Genomic DNA, 20,123 nt, shown 5'->3' with positions numbered 1-20,123 from the left:
GGTGAAGCTGCGCAAAGCGCGTCATCCTCTGCTCACGGGGAATGTGGTGCCCATAGATTTTGAGATAGGGGAAAGATGCACGGTTGTGTTAATCACCGGCCCCAACACCGGCGGTAAAACGGTGACGCTGAAGACCATCGGTTTGCTCACTCTCATGACTTTGGCCGGCCTTCAAATCCCCGCAGAGGAGGGCACCGAAATCGCGCTTTTCGAGCAGGTTTTTGCCGACATCGGCGACGAGCAGGATATTCAGCAGAATCTCTCAACCTTCAGCGCGCACCTCAAAAACATCGTTCATATCCTCGAAAATCTGGTAAGTAACTCGCTTGTGTTGCTTGATGAGATAGGGGCGGGAACCGATCCGGCGGAGGGTGCTGCTCTGGCCAAAGCGATTTTGGAGTACCTTCGAGAGAGAGAAGTCCGCGTTGTGGCCACCACACACTACGGTGAATTAAAAGAGTATGCTTTTTCCCAGCCCGGTGTAGAGAACGCCTCGGTGGAGTTCGACCGAGAGACGCTCTCTCCAACCTATCGTGTGTTGCAAGGGGTTCCCGGTTCCTCGCACGCTTTCACCATTGCGGCTCGCTTGGGCTTGCCAGAAGAGATACTGCAGCAGGCACGGGCCTCCCTCTCCAGAAAGGAGGTCGAAGCCTCGCAGCTTATCGAGCAGCTAGAGCAGAGCCGCCGCAACGCCGCCATCGCGGAACAAGCGGCCCTTGCCGCCCGTGCGGAGGCAGAACGCGCCCGCGCCGAGTATCAGGAACGGGTACGCCAAATTGCCGAAGTACAAAGAACGGTGCGTCAACAGGCGCAAGAGGAGGCTAGGCGCATTCTTTCGCACGCTTCCGAGAAGGCCGAAAACATTTTAAAAGAGTTGCAGCGCATGAATCGGGGGGCACGAAAGGGCGCGAGCGCGCGCCAAAAACTTAAGGCGTTACGCGAAGAGACCTACTCCGCCCTCGAACCGGCCCCTATGGAACCTCCCGAACCGGCACCAACGCACCATGTCTATCGTCGAGGCGACTGGGTGCGCATTCCGGCGCTTCATCTGGAGGCGCAGGTGCTTGAAGAGCCGAAGAACGGAGAGGTCGTTGTGCAAATGGGAGCGATGCGGGCTACGTTTCCCGTAGATCAGCTACGTCCCCTGGAAAAAGCGCCCACCATACCCTCCTCTTCCGCCTCTCGTGCGACATCAAGCGCCTCTGAGATAGCCCTACGTAAAGCTCTACAGATATCACCCGAGCTAACCTTGCTGGCCATGCGTGTAGATGAGGCCCTCTCCCTACTGGAACGATACCTCGATGATGCCTATGCCGCCGGGCTTTCCAAAGTACGTATAATACATGGGAAGGGAACCGGAGCCTTACGAAGAGCCGTGCAGCAGTTTTTGGCCGATCATCCTTTGGTGGCCTCCTATCGGCTCGGCACGGCAGAGGAGGGAGGCGACGGGGTGACCATTGTGGAGTTAAAAGGGTAGAAGGGATGGCACTATGGGATGGGAATGGTGGTTTGCATTGGCCTGCACCGGCTTTGTTATCGGAGGAATAACCGCTTGGGCAACGGGTGGCCTGAGAGTCTTTTTATATACCCTCGCCGTGCCGATCATTCTGCTGATAGCGCATCTCTTCTTCTCCCGATATGCCCCGCCAACCTACCTGCTTTGGGTTGGGCTGGAGTACTTGCTGATGATCGTGATGGCCTGTTTCGGCGACTATCTTTTCGGTTTGAAGCTTGGCCGCAACGGGCCTGATGGCTATCGGCACGACTCGGTAGGCCATTAGCCTGTCTTCAGCGCCGATTGGGCGGCCACGATTCCTGCCGCCAGAGCGGTTTGGAAAAAGTAGGGGTCTTCCTGCGGCTTGCGTCCCATGGTAGTCCAGTTATAGGTTGCCATCGGGTTGAAGAGCGCGTCGGTCTCTACCTCCACCACAGCATGTTTTTCCAAAAGCCCTCTCTCCCGAAAAGAGGTGAGCACGGTTTCACGCATTTGGGAAGGCATCACCGATAGCGGAACCTGCACCGAGCCAAGCACCACGCGCTCTAAAACAGTAAGGGTCTGCTCGCTAACACCGTAGTGACGTGGGCGCTTATCTGCAAAGCTAATGCGTGGTACGCAGATAGGTTGGCCTTCTAGGGCGATAGCCGCATTCATGGCGAGACCTTGGTCTATGCCGGAGAACCCCAATGCGGTCTGTGTGCCGGCGTTTCCCGGCCCTTGACCCACCAAAATAACATCGGCCGAAGCCACCTGTTTTGCCGCCTGCAGGGCCGAGTAAAGGTTAATGGCCTCATAGTCGCCTCCGAAGGCCTGCCCGCAGGTGATCGTCGTCTGCAGCAAACCGTTCTGTTTCAACTCCCTCACCAGATGGCTCCAGGCAATGGGTAGGGCCGCACTATCGCTCATAATGTAGACGACACGACCGGGATATCCTTGCTCTTTGAAAACCGCGTGTGCGGCGAAGCAGACCGGGCCGATCTGGCTGTGCAGACCGCAACAGACCACGGGGACCCCTTCAAGGGGGTGAAACGATTCGAGGGCAGGATGAAACGGGCTTTCCGGCGCCTCTATCGCCAGCACGGGCGTTTGGAGCGGAGTATAGCGCAGTTTGATGAGATGTCCAGGCGGCTCATCCTCCAGCTCTCGCCCCACTATTCCCACCACAAAATCGTAGCCGCCGGTTCCCAAATTAAGCTCCACAGCCACCGTATTCAGCAACACGCGCTCGCCAACCTGTGCCGTGCCGGTGAGCGCTTTGTAGTTGATGGCCGTTCTGGGAGGAGTATTTCCATCCACCGAGAAAGGCTGCACCACCAACACCTGCAGAGCAGGATGCTCAGCAAGAATCGCCTCTACCCGGCCTTCCGTGCGGAACAACATGGCTGTTAGCGCGTAACGGTCACTTTGTTGAGGCCGCGCGGGCTATCGGGATTGTAACCGCGGGCAAGGGCGAGACGGCACGCCCATAGCTGGCCGGCAACGATATAGAGCAGGGGGCTAAGCCGTTCGTCAATATCCACCGGAATGCGAATAGGGCATCGCGCAAACTCTAATAGCTCCGGAGATCGTGCGAAGATGATCATTTCGGCGGCACGCTCCTGCAGTTTCCGGGCTAACTCCCACATAAAAGGATAGGCGCGACCGTCTGGGGCATAGAGGAAGGTGGGAAACCCCTCATGGATCATGGCTATCGGCCCGTGGAGGAAGTCGGCACCCGAGTAGGGCTTCGCCACCAAATAGCTCGTTTCCGTCATCTTGAGGGCGGCCTCCAGCGCGGTGGCCTGATTGATGCCACGTGCCAACACAGCACACTCTTGAATGTAGCGATAGCGCTCAACGGCCGCCTCAATATGAGAATCCAAAGGCAGCACCTGGTGCATACGTTGTGGTATTTCGCGAAGCTCCTCCAAAAGCGTTGTTTCTTCGGCCCACTGTCCGGCCAATAGGGCAATGAGGGCAAGCGTTGTTGTGTAGGTCTTTGTGGCCGCCACAGCCCTCTCTACCCCGGCATGACACAATAAGACATGCTCGCTTTGGTTTGCCAATGGCGAGTCGGCCACATTGGTGATGCAGGCGGTCAACGCTCCGGCCGCGCGAGCGGAAGCCAGCGTCTGAACGACATCTTCCGCCTGCCCCGACTGCGATATGCCTAACACAAGGCAGCGCTCTAGCCGCAGCTTCGCTTCATAGAGGGTAAACACGGAGGGCGCAGCAAGGGCGACGGGTATGCCACAAACGATCTCGATGAGGTATTTCGCGTAGGTGGCAGCGTTGTCGGAGGTACCGCGAGCGGCTATTACCACGTAACGTACATCTTGTTGTTTCAGCTCTTTCACGAGCTTTTGGACGGCGACATCGCCTTGCTGAACTGCTTTGGCGACGGCCTCCGGCTGCTCATAAATCTCTTCCAACATAAAGACCATTCTCTATCTCTCCTACCTATGGGGATGCATCTAAAAACCGTCGGCTCGGTAGAAAACGGGCGCCTTTCTTGGTGGAAACAGGGCATCTAAGAAGCGTTGCTGCGCCCTATCTTCTGTAAGGTGGTGAGGACGTGCGGTACCGAAAAGCAACTGGAAGAAATGAACCTGGGGTAGAATTCCCTCACCCTCCTCCATCCGTTTTAAGATCAGCGCTTCGCCGGCCCCTTCCAAAGCGATCGGCCCATAAGGCGTCTCGAAACCCACCCGCCCCGCAGGGCGGCCCTGCTCTACCCATCTCCGTTCGAAATGGGGAAGCAGCTTTTGAAACAGCTCGGTTCGATGTAACAGTCGCAACATCCCGCCACGATTGTAGCGGGGAATAGGCTTCTCCAAAACCTGCTCCAGAGCGGAGCAGACTTCCGGGTCTAAAGCGATATGCGCTCGCAGGAAGCGTATCTCCTCCTGCCAACATAAGGCCGTTAGCAGGGTAAGAACTACCCGCTCCGACCTAGCCCCCTCCATATCCGCCAACCCTATTTCGCCAACCTCGCCATATCTCTGCCCTTCCCGCTCGAACGTGTTGTAACAGAGGTAGGCAATCACTCGTCCTTCGCCATCCAGGCCTACGAGCATCCCCTTGGGATCACTCTCTTCGGACAGACCAATCCAATGTCTCCAATAGCTCTGCGTTCTCTCGAAGGTAAGCGGTCGGTGGCGATTATAGTCGGCGTAAATGGCCTGAATGGTGGGCAGGTCACCGGCTCGGGCGGCACGCACCCCGATATCGGCAGAACCAGAAGGCAAGGGCTGCCTCACAGCCCCTTCAACCTCCAGCAGAGGGAAGATGGTGTATCCGATGCGCTCGTAGTAGCCGGGAATGCCCGTGCCAAGCGCGGAGAAATCCATTCCCTCCGCCTCCATCACCGCCAGCGCGCGTTGAAGACAGGCGGTATTAAACCCCTGCCCACGATATTCCGGCAGCGTGGATACATTGGCGAGGCCACCCATCGTCAACCACATCTCTCCACAGGCCACTTTGCGCCGCACGATCTGCACGGCACTCACGATCTTGCCGTCTAGCACCCCTACCTGCGTATAGTGCGGCAACCAGGTGTCGTCTGCATAGAGATAGCGATGAAAGAAAGCACGTCCATTTTCTGACCACACGCGGCACCATAACTCCAAACAGGCCTCTCTCTCCTCCGGCCGTACGGCACGAACCTCAAAGTCCATGAACGGCTGCCTCCTTCAGTAGGAAATAGTAGCGCAGAATGGTCTCTCCCAAAGGCTCTGTGGAAGCGATGTGGCAGTGAGCCGCCAGGAAAGCCTCTATTCCTTCTTTACCAATACGTTCTTGAAGCGCTCGGGCGGAAACGTCGTCTGGATGGGCGTAGTGAAGCGCCGCTGCAATCGCATAGGCTGCATTATCGGGGAATATCTGTTGTCGGAGGCACAATCGGGCAGCCCCCACCAGCCGATCTTCTGGGGCCAGCTTTCGCAAGGGGTCGCGTGCAAGGCGATCGCAGGTATCGCCAAGCTCTGGGTTTGCGATGCGCCTCAACAGCTCCTCTTCGTAGGCACGCTGCTCCGATAGATCAAAACCGTGTTGTTTCACCAAGGCCATACCGGTCTCGTCCATCAGCCCCTTAATGCGTGCCAAAATGGTGGCGTCTTTAAGGGCATCGGCGGCATATGTATAGCCCTTAAGCCAGCCGAGATAGCCCAAAGCGGCGTGGGCGGCGTTGTGGGAATAGAGCTTACGCTCCATGTGAGCATGGAAATTATCTACTAACTCAAGCCCCGAAATAGGAGGCAACGTGCCGACGACCGCATGCTTATCTGCCGGCAACCGATGGTAGCTCTCGGCACGAATGAAGAGAGGGTCGGCAGCACGCTCCTCAGGGGAGGGGATGGGGATCATACGGCTTACAACGGTTGGCACAAAGCCGGTACGTTGGAGTATAGACTCACGCAGCGCTTCCGGCAGGTGTTGAGATACCGCTTCACGCAAAACGCTATCGGCTCGATAGAGGTTTTCACACAACAAGATGTTGAGGGGTGGATGATGAAGCTCATAACGCTTTAAAAGCCCCAAAGCGATGAGGGGAGCAATGTGCTGAAGCGCTGCAGCACCGACGGCGGTACAGAGTACGGAGGCCTGGGCTATCTCCAAGGCGATCTCGTGCTGTTGGCTTGTGTGCAAAGCCCGCACCGGTGCGATCTGCACCACCGTTGGATTTTCAGCTTTGTTTTTGGGAGAATCCGCAACGCCGGGAATGGGAATGAGGCAAAGAGGATAGGAGCGCCGTGCATTTAAAAGCTCCACGATCGTGGTGTTGACCTCTACGAACACCACCTCCATGCCGCTTTCCCAGAAAAGTTGCGCCACGAAACCCCGGCCAACATTTCCGGCACCGAATTGAACTGCAGTGGATACCATTTGCCTACTCCAGCATCTGCCGATCACGCAGTCGGCGGCTATAAGGCCCGCCTCGCTCAACGGCCATGGCCTGGCGAATGCGCCGGATGATACGGCGCGATATGTCGGGAAAGGTAAGTTCACCGGCCAAGATGCGCACGGCCGTGCGCGATGCATAGGGCCGCAGAACGCCATGCCGATAGCAGAAGCCCGGCCAGCGATAGAAGAAGCGTGCAAACCGCAAGGCGCCATCGAAATTGGCTCGAAATGCCTCCCCAATGGCATCGGTATAGTTCGTCGTGCGCCCTTCAAGGATCGCCCTTGCCGCAATCGAGCCACTTCGGATGGCCGAGTAGATGCCATCGCCGAAAAACGGATTGATAAGCCCTGCAGCATCTCCCACCAACAAAACGTTCGCACGTTCGTTTTGCACCATGTCTAGCCCATTCCAAATAGGCAGCGGATGCGCATGAAAAACCAGTTCCTCCTCCCGGTATGGCACGTTAAGATAGCGCAAATAGTCCAGAATCGTTTTCCTTAGTTCGGTGCGCAGATTTTGGTCGCCGTGCACGCTCTGACCATGCGGACGAAAACAGCCCGCACCCACGTTAAGATGGTTCTCTTTTGGAAAGACCCACGCATAGCCGCCCTGCACAACCCCGAACTCCAAATGGGCTACATCCGGGCGTAGGTCTTCGTGGCCTTCCCCCCATCGGTGAGGCGCCTCTACTTCGATGGCGATGGCGATGGCGCGTTCACGTCTTAGGCCTACCTGACGCGCCACCACACCGTTTGCGCCATCGGCACCTATCAAAAAATCGCAGGTAGCACTCCATGTGCCGGTTTCACCTTCGGCAGTAATGCGAATAGGGCCTGTATCCGCACACTCCACACGGCGCACCGTTAGGGCATCGCGCAGTTCGGCTCCGGCGCGGGCAGCCCGTTGGGCGAGGGCGTTGTCAAAAATAGAGCGCTGCACCATCCAAAGCTCCAGCTCGGATGGGTTATCCTCGCCCGCGGGGCCGTGGTTTAGGGAGGCGAGATAAGGGCTTGCAAACCGAAACGTGTGGCGCAGATAGCGCACTCTTGCTTCTACAAACGCCTCCGGCGCCAGGTCATGGCAGGCATCTATTTGCAAAAGTTGCCGTACGGTTATGGGCATGCCACCACCGCAGGTTTTATGGCGTGGCAGTTTGCGACGTTCTAAAAGGGCCACTCGTGCTCCGTGGCGCGCCAACTCCCATGCAGCCGTCGTACCTCCTGGGCCGGCACCTACCACAATAGCATCGTAATGAGCGTTGTGACGCATCACTTACTCCTTTTAAGCGACAACTCCCCGCCTAAGGCGCGGGTTTCTTATAGAACGCTTGGGGCTACCCCCTACGTTACCGAGCAAAGGCAGTTCCCTGCTCTGTTCCTGATATGGCCGCACTTAGGTCACGATCCATCGAATAGTCACAATGCAGACAACTACATATACGAACCGACAAACCTAGCCCATCGGGTGGCAAACCACCCCGTGACGGAACGTCTGCATCGTTTGACATGGGTTCACCGTTCCCACTTTCACAGCAACCCATTCTGCCCTCTGAGATAGGCGATAGGCCCGTAGCGGCCAACCAGCGATTTGTCCACCCTATGATAGTGGCATATTCTTTGCTTACTTGTGCAGATCGCCGGCAGCGCTGCCAACTATTTTTGTCTGTCTGTATCTCGCCGGGCCAAGCGCTCCGCATTAGGCACTTCATCCGCCGTGTTCGTCTCTGCAGCGGGAGGTTTCGGCTTGAAGAAGTCGTAGGTAACCACCTGCACATACTGCCCGGGCCCGGCTCGGTCGTGAAACCAGCGGCTATCTAACGAGGTGTGGGGGCTTACCAGCGCTTCGGCTTGCAGATACCACGGCTCCTCACGCACCACACAGCGGACCTCCGGCCCGCTTGTTTGCCCCCACGATTCCAGGCGAAACTCGTACTCGTTGCGTACAAGCCCCTGCACATCGAGGGTACGTATGCGGACGGCGCGCACCTGCCCCACCAAAACATCGCCATGACGTGGCTGTTTATGCTCGTTAAGGCGTAGGTGCAGGAGTGGAATCTGGGCGGTGATCCCCTGCGGTCGTCTTGAATAGTCTATATCGTAGCGGCCAAAAACGCGAGTTACCGGCCCAGGTCGAAATTGAACGGCGATGCCGGTAAAATCGTGTTCTGAACGCTTGTGTTCGTAGAAGAGGCCCACATTGAACTCGCCGATCTGCTTGCCCAAATAGACGTTATAGCCTGGCTCTCCCGGCTGGCCTACCGGATAGCGCCGCACGGCGAGGTCGCCTGCGCGCGTTTCAAAGCGCCAGCCGTTGCCGAAATGGGTGCGGTAGAAGGCGTAGGCCTCGATCACCGTTCCCTTTGGGTTGTCGCCTGGGCTAAATCCGGCAGCGCGCCCCGTCCAATGCGCTCCCCACCCTCCGTAGGAGGCCACCTCACCCTCTAACACGATAGAGCGGTAGTCGCTCTCGGCATGGGAGATATAGAGATCGCGGTTATCCGGCACCGTGTCGAAAAGCGCAATGGCATCGGGGAAAGGGAAGTGAAGATAGCGCACATGCCCTATTCGCAAGCTCACTCCCCCCTCTATGTGATGCCCTCGATACTGATCGTACGCCTCTAGGTAGAACTCATCGGGTATCACCTGGGCGAACTTGTTATTGTCCCTTTTGCGGAACTCGAGACGCGCCCGCAAGCCGGGCAGCAGGTCTACGAAACCGCCAAAGATAAGGTTTTGGAAAGTAAAGCGGTCTGACCAGGCTTTCACACCTATCGAAAGATCGAAATAGCCACGCCACGGGCCGATGAAGTCCGTATGCCAACCGTAGTGGGGAGGCTCCATAAGCCCTCTTGGGTTTATCTCCGGTTCAAGGGTTGTGGTGTAGGGCAACGGTGTGGAAGGATAGTGAAGATCGCCGGTCGTCTGGGCACGAGCCTGGTAGAGGGTGCAGAAGAGCAAAAAGCCCATAAAAAAGTGCAAAAAAGGGCGGCGTAGCGCCATATAGCGAGCCTCCTAAGCGATTTTGAGGTGGAGTTATTTAGTTTACCACTTGGTATTGGCAACATCCGGCATGAGGCGGCCTTCTTGGTCGGCAAACAGCAGGGCAAAGGCAAAGGGGTCTTTGCCACGCACCCATTTCACCAGCACGCGATTAGGCCCCTGATGCAAAAGCACATCCACTCCCCAAACGCTGCCGATAGGGGTGGGGCGAAATGGGCGTTTCTCAAAACGTGCCAGCACCCTTTGCCCATTCAGCCAAACCTTAATGCCGCTATTTGTTGCCGCAACGAGCCGTGCAGGTCGCTCCGTCGGGGCATATACGGTTGTCTGTCCGTAGCACACGCCCGGTGAGCCATGAAAGAGAGGCTCGAGGTCTAAAACAAGCTCCGGAAAACTCCGACGCTCCCATCGCACGATCTGGCCGAGCCGCCCCGTGTAGGTCTCATAGAGTTCCGGTCGGCTCTCCGGTGCATAGACTCGGTCGAACCCCTCGGTTTCGGAATTTTCGAAGGTTCCTACAACCCACCAGCAAGAAGCCCCTGGAATGAGGAACTGTGCCGATTGAGCAGGTGCCCCCGACTCCGGAAGAAGTGTGACGGTAAGTGGGTTTACTATTTCGATAGTTCCCTGGCCGCCGGGCACGGCGAGGGTGAACATGGTCTGCAACCGCCCTTGAGGTGCGATGACCTGGCGGCTCCCAAAACCGGGTGGCATGGTGATCTGCCACCCAGGCGGCGCCATCACCTGTATCTTTCCGATGAAAGGCTCTTGGCCCTGATTGGCTATCGCCAACTGGAACGATTTGGGCTGCAGATGCGATACGGCGAGAACCTCACCCGCATCTAGCGAGAGCAGGTAAGGCCCCACACGCCGCTCCATGAGGTAGGGTGGATAGACGAGCAGAGGTTTGACGAGGCGGTTATCGGCCCAGGCGATGGCCTGGGTAACATCGTTGGGTGTTGTGCTACTGCCAGACGATGAAACAGAGGTTGAAACCTCTGTTTCACCAAGAGCAGAGGATGGAGGGCTTGTCTCTTCTGCCGTGGGGGTAGGTTCGGTTGGAGGCGTAGGCGGGTTTTCCTCTGACGGCTCTACGGCAGTTTCTTGGGATGGTTCCCCATTTAAGGGGATATCGGTTGGCGACGGAGCCTGCTCTTCAGAGGCCGTTTGTGAAGGCATCGGTGCGGTATCTGCGGGCGTTTCCGCCGTCTCTTCGAGCAGGACGAGATGCGGCACGTAGGTTTCGATGAAGCGCGCTCCAACCGTGGCAATTCGTTCCGCTATGTCGTGAAGCGAGTCGGGCAAGGGCAGATCGTGCAGACCCGGCCCTGGAATGAACATCTCTCCTAAAGGCTGTTTCCAAAGCTCTGGCAACTGCTCGTAGCCGTAAAAGATGCCTTTAACAGCGCCTATGGCTCCTCCTACAAACTCCGTATCGTAGCCACAATTCACGGCGTTACACAGAGCCGTTTCAAAATCTTGAAAGCCGTAAAGCAGCCCGATGGTAAAGAAGCCCATATTTTGGGCCACGTCGGAAAAGTTGGGGTTGCCCACCTCTTTGAGGACGGCCTCACGAGCCGCCAACCACCCGTTGGCACGAAAGGCCGCATCCAGCACGGCTTTCACGGCGCGCGCTACACGGCAGTTGCGCGGGATCATGGCCAGCCCAATAACGCATAAAGCCCGTGGATCGGTCAGAAAAAAGGCGGCGCTGCCCAGGGCCGCCAAAAACATAGCGGCCCAAACGCCCTCCATGCCATGGTCTATGCGTGCATCGCGGGCAGCAAATGCAGCGGCCACTTGCGGCGCCCCGGGCAGAAGCAGGGGCCAGATGTCGGCCCGCATGGCACCGCCCGTACTGTTGTGAAACCAGTTGGAGTAGGTGCCCGAAGCGGGAGGCTCTAAACCATGTGCCCAGTTCCATTGGGCATAGCCGAATTCGTCTTGCCAGTAGTCCAGATGGCTTTGCCAAGCCTTAATGAAATCGGTATCGGTTACGGCCGTTCCTACTTTTTCGAGGGTATCGAGCCAAACAACCGTAAAGTCAAGCCCAACTCCCGCTGCATGTTGGGCCGGGATAGGGCTATAGTAGTGTAAAGTGGAGGGCACGGTGCGCCCACGATTGGCGATGCCTAAAGTTACACCGGCGCATTTTCCCCACCAAGCTCCTTTTACCTTGTCAAAATACGCTTTTTTCATAAGGGTGAGCGCTGCAGGCATCCCCAATGTCCCCCTACCGGTTAACCGGTGTTTCGTAGCCCCGCCGCTATCCCGTTGATGGTGGCCGCGATAGCGTAGTCCAGTTCCTCTTGATCTACTCCCGCCTCCTGTTGCTCCCCACGTTTTCGGCGCAACAACTCTACCTGGATAAGACTCATCGGGTCTACATAGGGGTTGCGCAGACGGATGGAGGCGGCGAGCGTGGGGTTCTCTGCTAGGAGTGTATGTTGACCGGTGATGCGCAGCACCATTCGGGCGGTGCGATGGAACTCCTCCATAATGAGGTTATAGACACGCTCGGCAAGCGCCCTATCCTTTACCAAAGAGGCGTAGCGCCAGGCGATGTTAGGGTCGCCCTTCGCCAGCCCGGTCTCCACATTGCGGATCATATCCTCGAACAGAGGGAACTTGCGCATCATTGTCTGTAGGAGCGCCTCATGGTTAGGGTTCTCTTGGATGAACTGTTCGATGGCATAGCCCACCCCAAAGTAGGCCGGTAGCACATGTCGGCTTTGCATCCAGCCGAACACCCAAGGAATGGCACGCAGGTCTTCTAGGTTTCGTTTTTCGCTGCGTCGTGGCGGACGGGAGGCGATGCGGGCGTGGGCTAGCTCTTCAACAGGGGTAGCCTGTTCATAGTAAGTGAGAACCTCTGGATTTTCCGCGATGTGCTTTCGATAAAAGGCGAACGCTTTCTGCGACATCCACTCCATGGCGGCCTCCCACTCCGGCTCGATCACAGCTCCCCACCCGCCGGCCCTGGTCAGCGCCTCTAGGGCCGCAGCCACCATGAGTTCGAGGTTGCGTTCGGCTATCTGCTCGTCGGCATATTTCCAGTTAAGAACCTCACCCTGTTCGGTAATGCGAATGGGGCCGAGAAAGGCGTCCGGAGGCTGCGCTGTAATGGCCCGATGCGTCGGCCCTCCTCCGCGTCCCACGGTGCCTCCTCTACCGTGAAACAGGCGCAGCCGCACGTTACACTCCGCTGCAACCTGATGTAAAGCTCGGTGCGCTTTAAATATCTCCCATGTGGAGGTGAGCATGCCGCCATCTTTGTTCGAGTCGGAGTAGCCGAGCATGACTTCTTGCTGGCGTCCCCATGTATCGAGAAGACGGGAGTACTCCGGTGAACTCCAAAGCTCACGACAGATTTGAGGTGCGTTACGCAGGTCTTGAATGGTTTCAAAGAGGGGCACAGGCATCAGGCCGGGGTCATCGCCTTCGGCCTCAACGCGAATGCCACAGCTACGCGCAAGCCAGATGGTGTTCCAGATGTCTTGCACGCTTGTGGCTCCGCTGATCACGTAGGCCCGAATGGCTTGCGGTGGATATTTGCGTTTTAAGTCGGCAACGGCGCGAAGCGTATCTAAAAGTTGTATCGTTTGCGGAGAGGGTGGAGAGGGAATATTGCCCGATTGTGTAGAGGCACCCTGGGCCAGTTCCTGAATCGCTTTGGCGTGAACGCGCGCATGTTGGCGCAGGTCGAGTGTATGCAGGTGAAAGCCAAAGGTGTCTACCTGCCTAATGAGCGGATCGAGATAGAGGCGAGCAAGCTGTTGGGCTTTATTCGTTTGCAGGCTATCGCGCACGAGAAGCAGATCGGCCTTGAAGGCGGTCGCATTGGGGTAAGCGAGGGTGGTGTCACCCTCTTGAACCGCCCGAAGCCTTCGGGCCACATAGCTGAGAAAGAAGCGGTAAACCTCCTCTCGTGAGCGGGCACGCGCCTGTTTCTCCTCCAAAGGATGTTCCCGCTCGTAGCGTGCCAAAGCCTCTGTGAGCGCAGGCGAAACGCCGGTCTGTCTTACAGAAAGACTGAGACGCGCTATCAATCCCTCTATCTGCTGCCGGTAATGATCTAAAATGATCTGGCGTGCCATTTCGAGAGCATCTTGAACGGTTCCCCCATGAACGTAGGGGTTGCCATCTCCGTCGCCTCCAATCCAGCTACCAAATCGCAGCACGGTGGGCAACAGGGAGGGGGTAATGGCGACGCCATAGGCTCGCTGGAACGCCTCGGCCAGGCCCTCATAAAATCGCGGTAGGGCGGTAAAGAGGGAAGTAGGATAGTAATCAAGTCCCATGCGTATCTCGTCTTGAACCGCAGGAGCCCGTCGGCGCACCTCATCCGTCTGCCAAAGCTCGGTGATCGCCGCGGCGATCAGCTCTTCTCGTTCGCGCGCCTCCGCGTCGGTAAGTGGAAGCCAGTCAATTCGTTCGATCTGAATGGCGATTTGGCGGCGTTTATACAGCACCGTGCGGCGTGCCACCTCGGTGGGGTGCGCCGTAAATGTGGGGATCACCTCCACCTTGCTGAGGTGTTCCAGTGCCTCCCTAGCCCCAATGCCCCCTCGTTTCATGCGTAAGAGGGTTCCCTCCATCGAGCCGGGTTGAGGAACGTGATTCGGCGCGACACGGGCGGCACGCAAACGCCTTTTGCGATGGTTGGCCTCCGCCAAATTTGTTAGCTCGAAGTAGATAGAGAACGCTTTGGTGACTTGGTAGGCGCGAGATACCGAGAGGGAGCGGATGCACGCCTCCATGGCGGCGAGCGCGTCTTCCGCGCTTTCACCGGCCTGAAGTCTTTCACGATAGCCGATAGCCGTTTGACGCAGCGCCTCCACCGTATCGTACAGAGAGGGATCGGCCTGCTCCTTCAGCGTCCACCCCAAGAGGCGGCCTAAGCTGCGCACATCACGACGCAGCGGCGCAAACTTTTTTTCGGGGTCGTCGGTTAACAGCTCTTCGAGGCGTGCGTGCTGATCCTCGGCGCTCCAAAGCGGACGGGGCTGTTCTTGAGAAATCTCTTCCATGTCTACTGATCTTACTGCTTTTCGGCCCTTTTTACAAGGGCTGCCACTTCACAGGAACCTATTCTAACTCCACATCAACGGAAAGCGCGTTGCCTAGTTCCCGCAGCCCCGATTCGGTCACCAGATAGTCGTTTTCCAGGCGTACCCCAATTCTCTCCTCCGGGAGATAGAGGCCCGGCTCGATGGTAAAGACGGCGCCGGGCTGCAGCGGTTCGTAGCGCTCTCCCACATCATGCACATCTAGCCCCAGATGATGCCCTGCCCCATGCGGCATGAAAGTATCCAAAGTCTGTTCCTCGCCGCCTGCATTGCGAACTCGTAAGGGATGCGCTTTCAAAAACGCTTTGCAGCGCCTGTTCAGATCGTCTAACGAATCGACTCCGGGTTGGTAGGAGTTCACCAGGTGCTTCAGGGTGGCCGCCACGGCCGTATATATCTCGCGCTGTCGTGCGGAGGGCCTGCCCCCTACAATAAAGGTGCGCGTGAGGTCGGCGGTGTAGGCTCCTACCTGTGCCCCGATGTCCACCACAACGGTTTCGCCGTTTTCCATACGCTTCCGGTTATCGGTATAGTGGAGAATGGTGGCGTTAATGCCGCTGCCGATGATGGGGGCAAAGCCTAAAACCGCTCCATGACGCCGGAAGGTGTGAAGCACTTCGGCCTCGACCTCGTATTCGTAGCGCCCATCTCCTTCATGAATGAGATTACGTGCAGCCCGAAGCGCTTCATCGGTAACGGCGATGGCCTGTTCGATACGCTCTATTTCTGCGGGAGATTTGATCATGCGAAGCTTTGCCAGTCCCGGGCCGAGGTCTCGAAATTGCGCCGTCGGAGCCATTTGGCGAATGCGCTCGATAAGCGCATAATCTGGTGAGAACCGAGCCTCCTCTCCATAAGGCGCAACAACGTAGAGGGTTGCACAGTACGACAGCCACGTGGTCAGCAGCCCCCAAATGCGTCCTGCCTCTAAAGTCGCCTCGATGCCGGTAAGCCGCTGGGTCTCCTCTCCAGGGCCAAGTTTGGGGCCTGTCCACAACTCCCAAGAGGGATTACGGGCGGGCAGAAAGAGGATTTCACGCACCTGTTTGCTTAGGCCTGTATTTCCTACGTGCGGAGGCACGCCCTCCGGCAGCATAACGAGGAAAGCTCCTGGGGTCTGCACCCCGGTGAGGTAGTAGAAGGCACTATTCTGCCGATAGGGCAGAGGCCCGGTAAACTCCCTCTCCGTGGAACCGCGCACCAGCAAGATGCCATCCGGATAGGTTTCGCGCAAGGCCTTGCGCCGGCTACGAAACTCCTCCGTCGAGAATCCATCCAACGGCAACGGGGGCATATAGGCTTCTTGTTGGGCGGCAGGCCCCGACGGCGCATTCGAGACGATCATTTTGGGGCTACTCCTGCCAGGCGGCTTTGCCCGATGCGGTTGGATCGATCCCGCGCAACATCATGCCCTGGCCGCGCGAGAGATGCACCATTTGCGTCGGCTTATCGGTGGGATCGCGCATCTGCACCAAGAGGGTGGTACGTGCCTCGTTGCTGGTATTCAGCCCGGAGCCGTGAATGGTTAGGTAGCTGAAGAAGAGCACATCGCCCGCCTCTGCCGGGCAGGGCACGGCGCTTTCGATAGGGTATTGCTCGAACGGCAGGTGCCAACCTCCCTCCGGATTGTGCTCCAGCATTCCCAGCTTATGGCTGCCAGGCACCACACGAACGCAGCCTTTTTCGATGGGCGCATCGTCGAAATGGAGGATGGCCGCGATCATGGTGTGGCGCTCATGGGGGAAATAAGGGGCGTCCTGGTGCATAGGGAACGGCGCGCCCTTCTCCGGCGGCTTGATAAACATCTTGGTGTGGTGGAGTTGCACGTTAGGCGAGCCGATGATCTCGGCAGCCGCATCGGTTAGGCGCGGATCGGTAATGAGACGGGTGAAGAGGGCATCATAGAACTGCACGTCGTGGCAGTGCAGCACCACCGTCTTCTCTGCACCGGCGACCGCCTGTTTGGCACTGCCCCAAGTGGCATCTATGTTGCGCACTGCATTGAGGCGTTCAGCCAACGCATGGCAGGCTTTACGATAGAGAGCCGCTTCTTCCGGCGTCAGCAACCTTTTTACCAGCAGGTAACCGTTTTCCCGATAAAAATCGAGCTGTTCGGGCGTCAACATGGTTTCAAACCTCCTTCTGGATGGCCTCTTGCTTCGTGTGGGGGCCATGCCCACCTGTATCTTTTGTTACTTCGCGTTTTCTCTAAAAATTTCCTGCTTCGCCCTGGTGGCACACTCACCCCTACATCCAAAGAAACAAGGTTCTTACAAAAACCGGTATTTTAATCATTTTGCTTAACACAACAACTAATGCATATTTAAGATGTGAGCGTTGTAGGATGTTGTAGCGCCTTTGGAATTTGCCGTACAGCTTCACACAATAAATTTTGGAGGAACAGATGCATCTCAAAAGTGTGTGTAGATTGTTTTCCATCCCTGTCGTTTTAGGGTGTTCGATGGCGGTGGCTCATGCGCAGAGCTATGGCTCTTTTACGAATGTGGGAGCCATCCATGGCATTACCCTCAATAAAACTGTGTCCAATGGGGTTGCCTCCTATAGTCTCTCCCTGGCGCCAAACGCCGGCTATGGCAGCACCACCATCACAAACATCTTCGGCTTTTTTGAGCTGTTCGACAATCCCGTCTCTTCCGTGATTCCCTCCAACTACACAACGCCGGGCGGTTGGAGCGAGAAGGACGATATTTCGGGGAACAATACAACCGGCCAGATGTTTGGATACGAGAACAACAGTAAGAGCAACGCAGTGACCTCAAGCAACTCGGTAGGTGGATTTGAGTTTCTCAATACACCCACACCAAGCAGCTTTGGTTTCCATGTAACGGCAGGAAACGGAAAAACCTTCTTTATCAAAGGCTCCCTCACCTCCACTCCGGAGGCCTCGTCGCTGATGGGTCTTGGCGCCCTTCTCTGCAGTGGCGGGCTTTTTGCCATTCGCCGCAAACTTCGTCGAACTGCCTAGGTTTTTATAGTGTCGAGAGGGTCTGTACTCTCTCGACGCTCCTTTCTCTCCGGCCACGCGCTGCCGTCTCTTGTAGGCACAGAGGCCAAGAGGATAATCGCATCTGGTTCAGGTAGAATCCCTGAAAAACAGGAGCACCTGCCATGATGCGAATCTATGTTGGCACCTACAGCGGGCAGATCGGGTTGCTTGAACTCTCGGAGGCAGGAGAGATCACCTCTCTACGCAGCGTTGCCGGCCTTGAAGCGCCGGCCTTCCTCGGTCTACATCCGAACAAACATACTCTCTACGCTCTGAGTGAGACGCGGCCGGGGCGCGTTACCGCTTATACCCTGGAACCGACAACGGGAGAACTACGACTCAAGAACGATCAGGTCCTCTCCGGCACCTATACCTGCCACCTCTCCGTAGACCCGATGGGACGGATGCTATTTGCGGCATCTTACGGCAGTGGACACGTGCACCTGCTGCCCTTAACCCCGGATGGCGCTCTGCTTCCCGAAGCCGCCTGCATTCACCACGAGGGACATGGAGCACGCCCCGATCGGCAGGAGGGGCCGCATGCCCACTGTACGGTTCCTCACCCGCAACAACCCTATCTTTTCGCAGCCGATTTAGGAGTGGATCGGGTTTTTGTCTATCGTATTGACCGCCAGAAAGTGCGGCTTGAGTCTCATGGTCAGGTCGCTTTACCTGACGGAGCGGGGCCGCGCCATATCGCCATCCACCCCAATGGGCGCTTTCTGTATGTGATTAACGAGTTAAACTCCACAGTCACAGGCTTGCTATTTGATCCTGAAAAGGGCTTGCTCACCGCTATCCATACCCAATCCACCATACCCGCGTCGCACAACGGTGAGAACTACCCCTCCGAGGTGGCCCTATCGCCGGACGGGCGCTTTCTCTATGGGGCCAATCGGGGGCACAATAGCCTGTCTGTTTTTCAGATAGAGGAGGCAACCGGCCGACTACTACCGAGAGGACATATATCGGTAGAGGGCGACTGGCCCCGCCACTTTGCCATCTCCCCTGACGGACGATGGCTTGTGGTGGCCAACCAAAAGAGCAACAATGTGGTGTTTTTCCGGCTTGATCAAGAGACGGGCATGCCCCAATCTTTGAACCGACAAGTAGCCCTCCCTGCCCCGAGTTGCATTCTCTTCCTTTCATTGGAGAGCGCAGGGCCGGCTAGGTTAGAGGGGAGTTCGGGTTAGGCGCAAGCCTCCTGCCTTTAGGCGGGGGTATCGGGCGGTGGCCGATCTGGCTCTTTAGGTGGTGGGGGATAGTCGGTGAGATAGACCCTATCGGCTTTAGGGCAAAGCCAAATGCGCAGGCGATTTCCCTGTCGTTCCCAAGTTTCAAGGGGTTCCCAGCTCTCTTTGCCGTCACCCACAAAAATTGGAAAAGATCGCTTTATCTCTTCCGGTAGGCAGGCTTCTAGCTCCACGTCAACCCCTTTCGCCCAGTAGAGGCCGATAGCAAAGAGGCGTACCTCGTCTCGATTGGGGGGCAGGATGTCGAAGCGCCCTCGTGCGTGGAGAGGTCGCCCATGCCAATCGCGCTCCATTTCAACAAGGGGATTGGCGGCCTGCGCTTTATCAATACGAAGGTCTTTCCCGGAAAAGTCCGTTTCGAGAGCAACCGGCGGATAGGCCCATCCATAGGGGCATTCCGTCTTGCCAACCCGCACGGCCCAGGCCGAATCGCCCCAGGAGTAGTGCCAGAATTCATCGCGGCAGTTGGAAAAACCGGCATTCAGCATGGCCTCCACCATCATCATGCGGTTCCGTTTGGCCTCTGGGCCTATCTTGTCAGACCATGTGTAGGCCGCCTCCCATCCTTTGGTGGGCGCAATCATATCCAGGGGGTTCCCGTCGGGGCCAAGCAACCCCACATCCACCGCGCCGCCCGTGCAGTGTCCGGGGGGTGCCTTCTGATCGTAGGGTGCAAAGTACTTATTCGTGGCCCGTCGTAATGCGGAGAGAGGCCAATTGGGGTGCTCTTCCTGCATACGCTTAAAAAAGCTATCCCACCCGCCCTTCTGCATGTCCAGCGTTCGCAGGCAGGTACCGACACGCAGCTTGTAGCCCGGCGGCAAGGAGACCTGGGCGCGATTCAGCATATCGGCTACGGTACGGCGCAAGTAGGGGCAGAGATGAGGCGATAAAACGACATCGGGACAGTGAATGCGAACATCAACCAGTGGCTCCCGCTCCGTCCATGGCTTGTCTAGCTCCAAAATGCGCACCTTATTCAGAGCCGCAATAGGTTCCGGCGCACCAAGTTTTCGACTCTTGCGGCCGGATGTGGAAGAGGACGTCACGCGCTATTCCTCCTCGTCGTCATTTTCCTCGTCCTCGTCATCCTCCTCTTCAAAATCCTCCAACGGCCCGGAACTGTCTGTATAGCGACTGATCTCCTCGCCACGAAAAACGTGGGCAACAAAATCCTCCCTATCAAAGCGAGGGAGGTAGGAGGAGACGATATCGTCGTCTATTTGGGCGAGCAACTCCTCCTCTTCTGCAACGCTGAGGTCTACCTCAAAGATGATGGTAGCGTGGATGGTATCGTTGGCGTAATGGATATCCACCTGGCCAATACGGCGCTCACCATCCCAGATAAGGAAAATCTCGGAGGATTGTGTGCGCACGATGCGCGTTAATTTGAAAGATGTCTCCACCGCTCTATC

Annotated in this window: 16 protein-coding genes; 4 read left to right on the top strand and 12 right to left on the bottom strand. The window is 57.1% G+C overall.

Features of this window, described 5'->3' with window-relative positions; translation table 11 throughout:
* Together VKV29_RS03685 and VKV29_RS03680 are read left to right on the top strand one after the other, a co-directional pair.
* Positions 1 to 1,477, top strand: a 1,477-nt coding sequence (locus tag VKV29_RS03685) for an endonuclease MutS2 (protein ID WP_324199949.1), incomplete at its 5' end; no start/stop codon positions are given.
* A 13-nt stretch (positions 1,478 to 1,490) separates the two neighbouring features.
* The gene (locus VKV29_RS03680; RefSeq protein ID WP_324199948.1) at positions 1,491 to 1,781 is read left to right on the top strand and encodes a hypothetical protein; all 291 of its coding nucleotides are present in this window, start codon (positions 1,491 to 1,493) and stop codon (positions 1,779 to 1,781) included.
* Here VKV29_RS03680 and VKV29_RS03675 read toward each other — a convergent pair.
* The 10 genes from VKV29_RS03675 to VKV29_RS03630 all read right to left on the bottom strand — a co-directional run bounded on the left by VKV29_RS03675 (position 1,778) and on the right by VKV29_RS03630 (position 16,574).
* Positions 1,778 to 2,878, bottom strand: a complete 1,101-nt coding sequence (locus VKV29_RS03675) for a DUF3866 family protein (RefSeq protein WP_324199947.1) — start codon at positions 2,876 to 2,878, stop codon at positions 1,778 to 1,780. The genes VKV29_RS03680 and VKV29_RS03675 overlap by 4 nt on opposite strands.
* Before the next feature lie 5 nt (positions 2,879 to 2,883).
* Positions 2,884 to 3,921 (bottom strand): SIS domain-containing protein, encoded by a 1,038-nt coding sequence (locus VKV29_RS03670; RefSeq protein WP_324199946.1) that lies wholly within the window; start codon positions 3,919 to 3,921, stop codon positions 2,884 to 2,886.
* A 30-nt stretch (positions 3,922 to 3,951) separates the two neighbouring features.
* Entirely contained in the window at positions 3,952 to 5,154 is a 1,203-nt protein-coding gene (locus tag VKV29_RS03665) for a GNAT family N-acetyltransferase (RefSeq protein ID WP_324199945.1), read from the bottom strand.
* Entirely contained in the window at positions 5,144 to 6,361 is a 1,218-nt protein-coding gene (locus tag VKV29_RS03660; RefSeq protein ID WP_324199944.1) for a hypothetical protein, read from the bottom strand. Before VKV29_RS03660 ends, VKV29_RS03665 begins: the two co-directional genes overlap by 11 nt.
* 4 nt (positions 6,362 to 6,365) lie before the next feature.
* Complete coding sequence (locus VKV29_RS03655; RefSeq protein ID WP_324199943.1) at positions 6,366 to 7,649, bottom strand: geranylgeranyl reductase family protein; 1,284 nt, start codon at positions 7,647 to 7,649, stop codon at positions 6,366 to 6,368.
* A 383-nt stretch (positions 7,650 to 8,032) separates the two neighbouring features.
* Positions 8,033 to 9,379: a hypothetical protein gene (locus VKV29_RS03650; RefSeq protein ID WP_324199942.1), complete on the bottom strand. Its 1,347-nt coding sequence runs from the start codon at positions 9,377 to 9,379 to the stop codon at positions 8,033 to 8,035.
* Between the two features lie 42 nt (positions 9,380 to 9,421).
* Positions 9,422 to 11,599: an ADP-ribosylglycohydrolase family protein gene (locus tag VKV29_RS03645; RefSeq protein ID WP_324199941.1), complete on the bottom strand. Its 2,178-nt coding sequence runs from the start codon at positions 11,597 to 11,599 to the stop codon at positions 9,422 to 9,424.
* Positions 11,600 to 11,619: 20 nt separating this feature from the next.
* On the bottom strand, positions 11,620 to 14,409 hold the full coding sequence (gene ppc, locus VKV29_RS03640) for a phosphoenolpyruvate carboxylase (protein WP_324199940.1): 2,790 nt from the start codon (positions 14,407 to 14,409) through the stop codon (positions 11,620 to 11,622).
* Positions 14,410 to 14,467: 58 nt separating this feature from the next.
* Complete coding sequence (locus VKV29_RS03635; RefSeq protein WP_324199939.1) at positions 14,468 to 15,793, bottom strand: Xaa-Pro peptidase family protein; 1,326 nt, start codon at positions 15,791 to 15,793, stop codon at positions 14,468 to 14,470.
* Between the two features lie 7 nt (positions 15,794 to 15,800).
* Positions 15,801 to 16,574 (bottom strand): phytanoyl-CoA dioxygenase family protein, encoded by a 774-nt coding sequence (locus tag VKV29_RS03630; RefSeq protein WP_324199938.1) that lies wholly within the window; start codon positions 16,572 to 16,574, stop codon positions 15,801 to 15,803.
* 278 nt (positions 16,575 to 16,852) lie between these two features.
* Here VKV29_RS03630 and VKV29_RS03625 point away from each other — a divergent pair, with 278 nt between their 5' ends.
* Together VKV29_RS03625 and VKV29_RS03620 are read left to right on the top strand one after the other, a co-directional pair.
* A complete protein-coding gene (locus VKV29_RS03625) occupies positions 16,853 to 17,434 on the top strand; it encodes a hypothetical protein (RefSeq protein ID WP_324199937.1) in 582 nt (193 codons plus the stop codon).
* 143 nt (positions 17,435 to 17,577) lie between these two features.
* A complete protein-coding gene (locus VKV29_RS03620; protein WP_324199936.1) occupies positions 17,578 to 18,648 on the top strand; it encodes a lactonase family protein in 1,071 nt (356 codons plus the stop codon).
* Between the two features lie 17 nt (positions 18,649 to 18,665).
* Here VKV29_RS03620 and VKV29_RS03615 read toward each other — a convergent pair whose 3' ends face one another.
* The gene (locus VKV29_RS03615; protein ID WP_324199935.1) at positions 18,666 to 19,757 is read right to left on the bottom strand and encodes a M15 family metallopeptidase; all 1,092 of its coding nucleotides are present in this window, start codon (positions 19,755 to 19,757) and stop codon (positions 18,666 to 18,668) included.
* A 3-nt stretch (positions 19,758 to 19,760) separates the two neighbouring features.
* A complete protein-coding gene (locus tag VKV29_RS03610; protein WP_324199934.1) occupies positions 19,761 to 20,114 on the bottom strand; it encodes a hypothetical protein in 354 nt (117 codons plus the stop codon).
* Positions 20,115 to 20,123: the final 9 nt, after the last annotated feature.

The organism is Chthonomonas sp. (assembly GCF_035294165.1).
Lineage (GTDB): Bacteria > Armatimonadota > Chthonomonadetes > Chthonomonadales > Chthonomonadaceae > Chthonomonas.
Note: the sequence above shows the minus strand (reverse complement) of the source record. Positions and strands in the feature narration are given on the sequence as shown.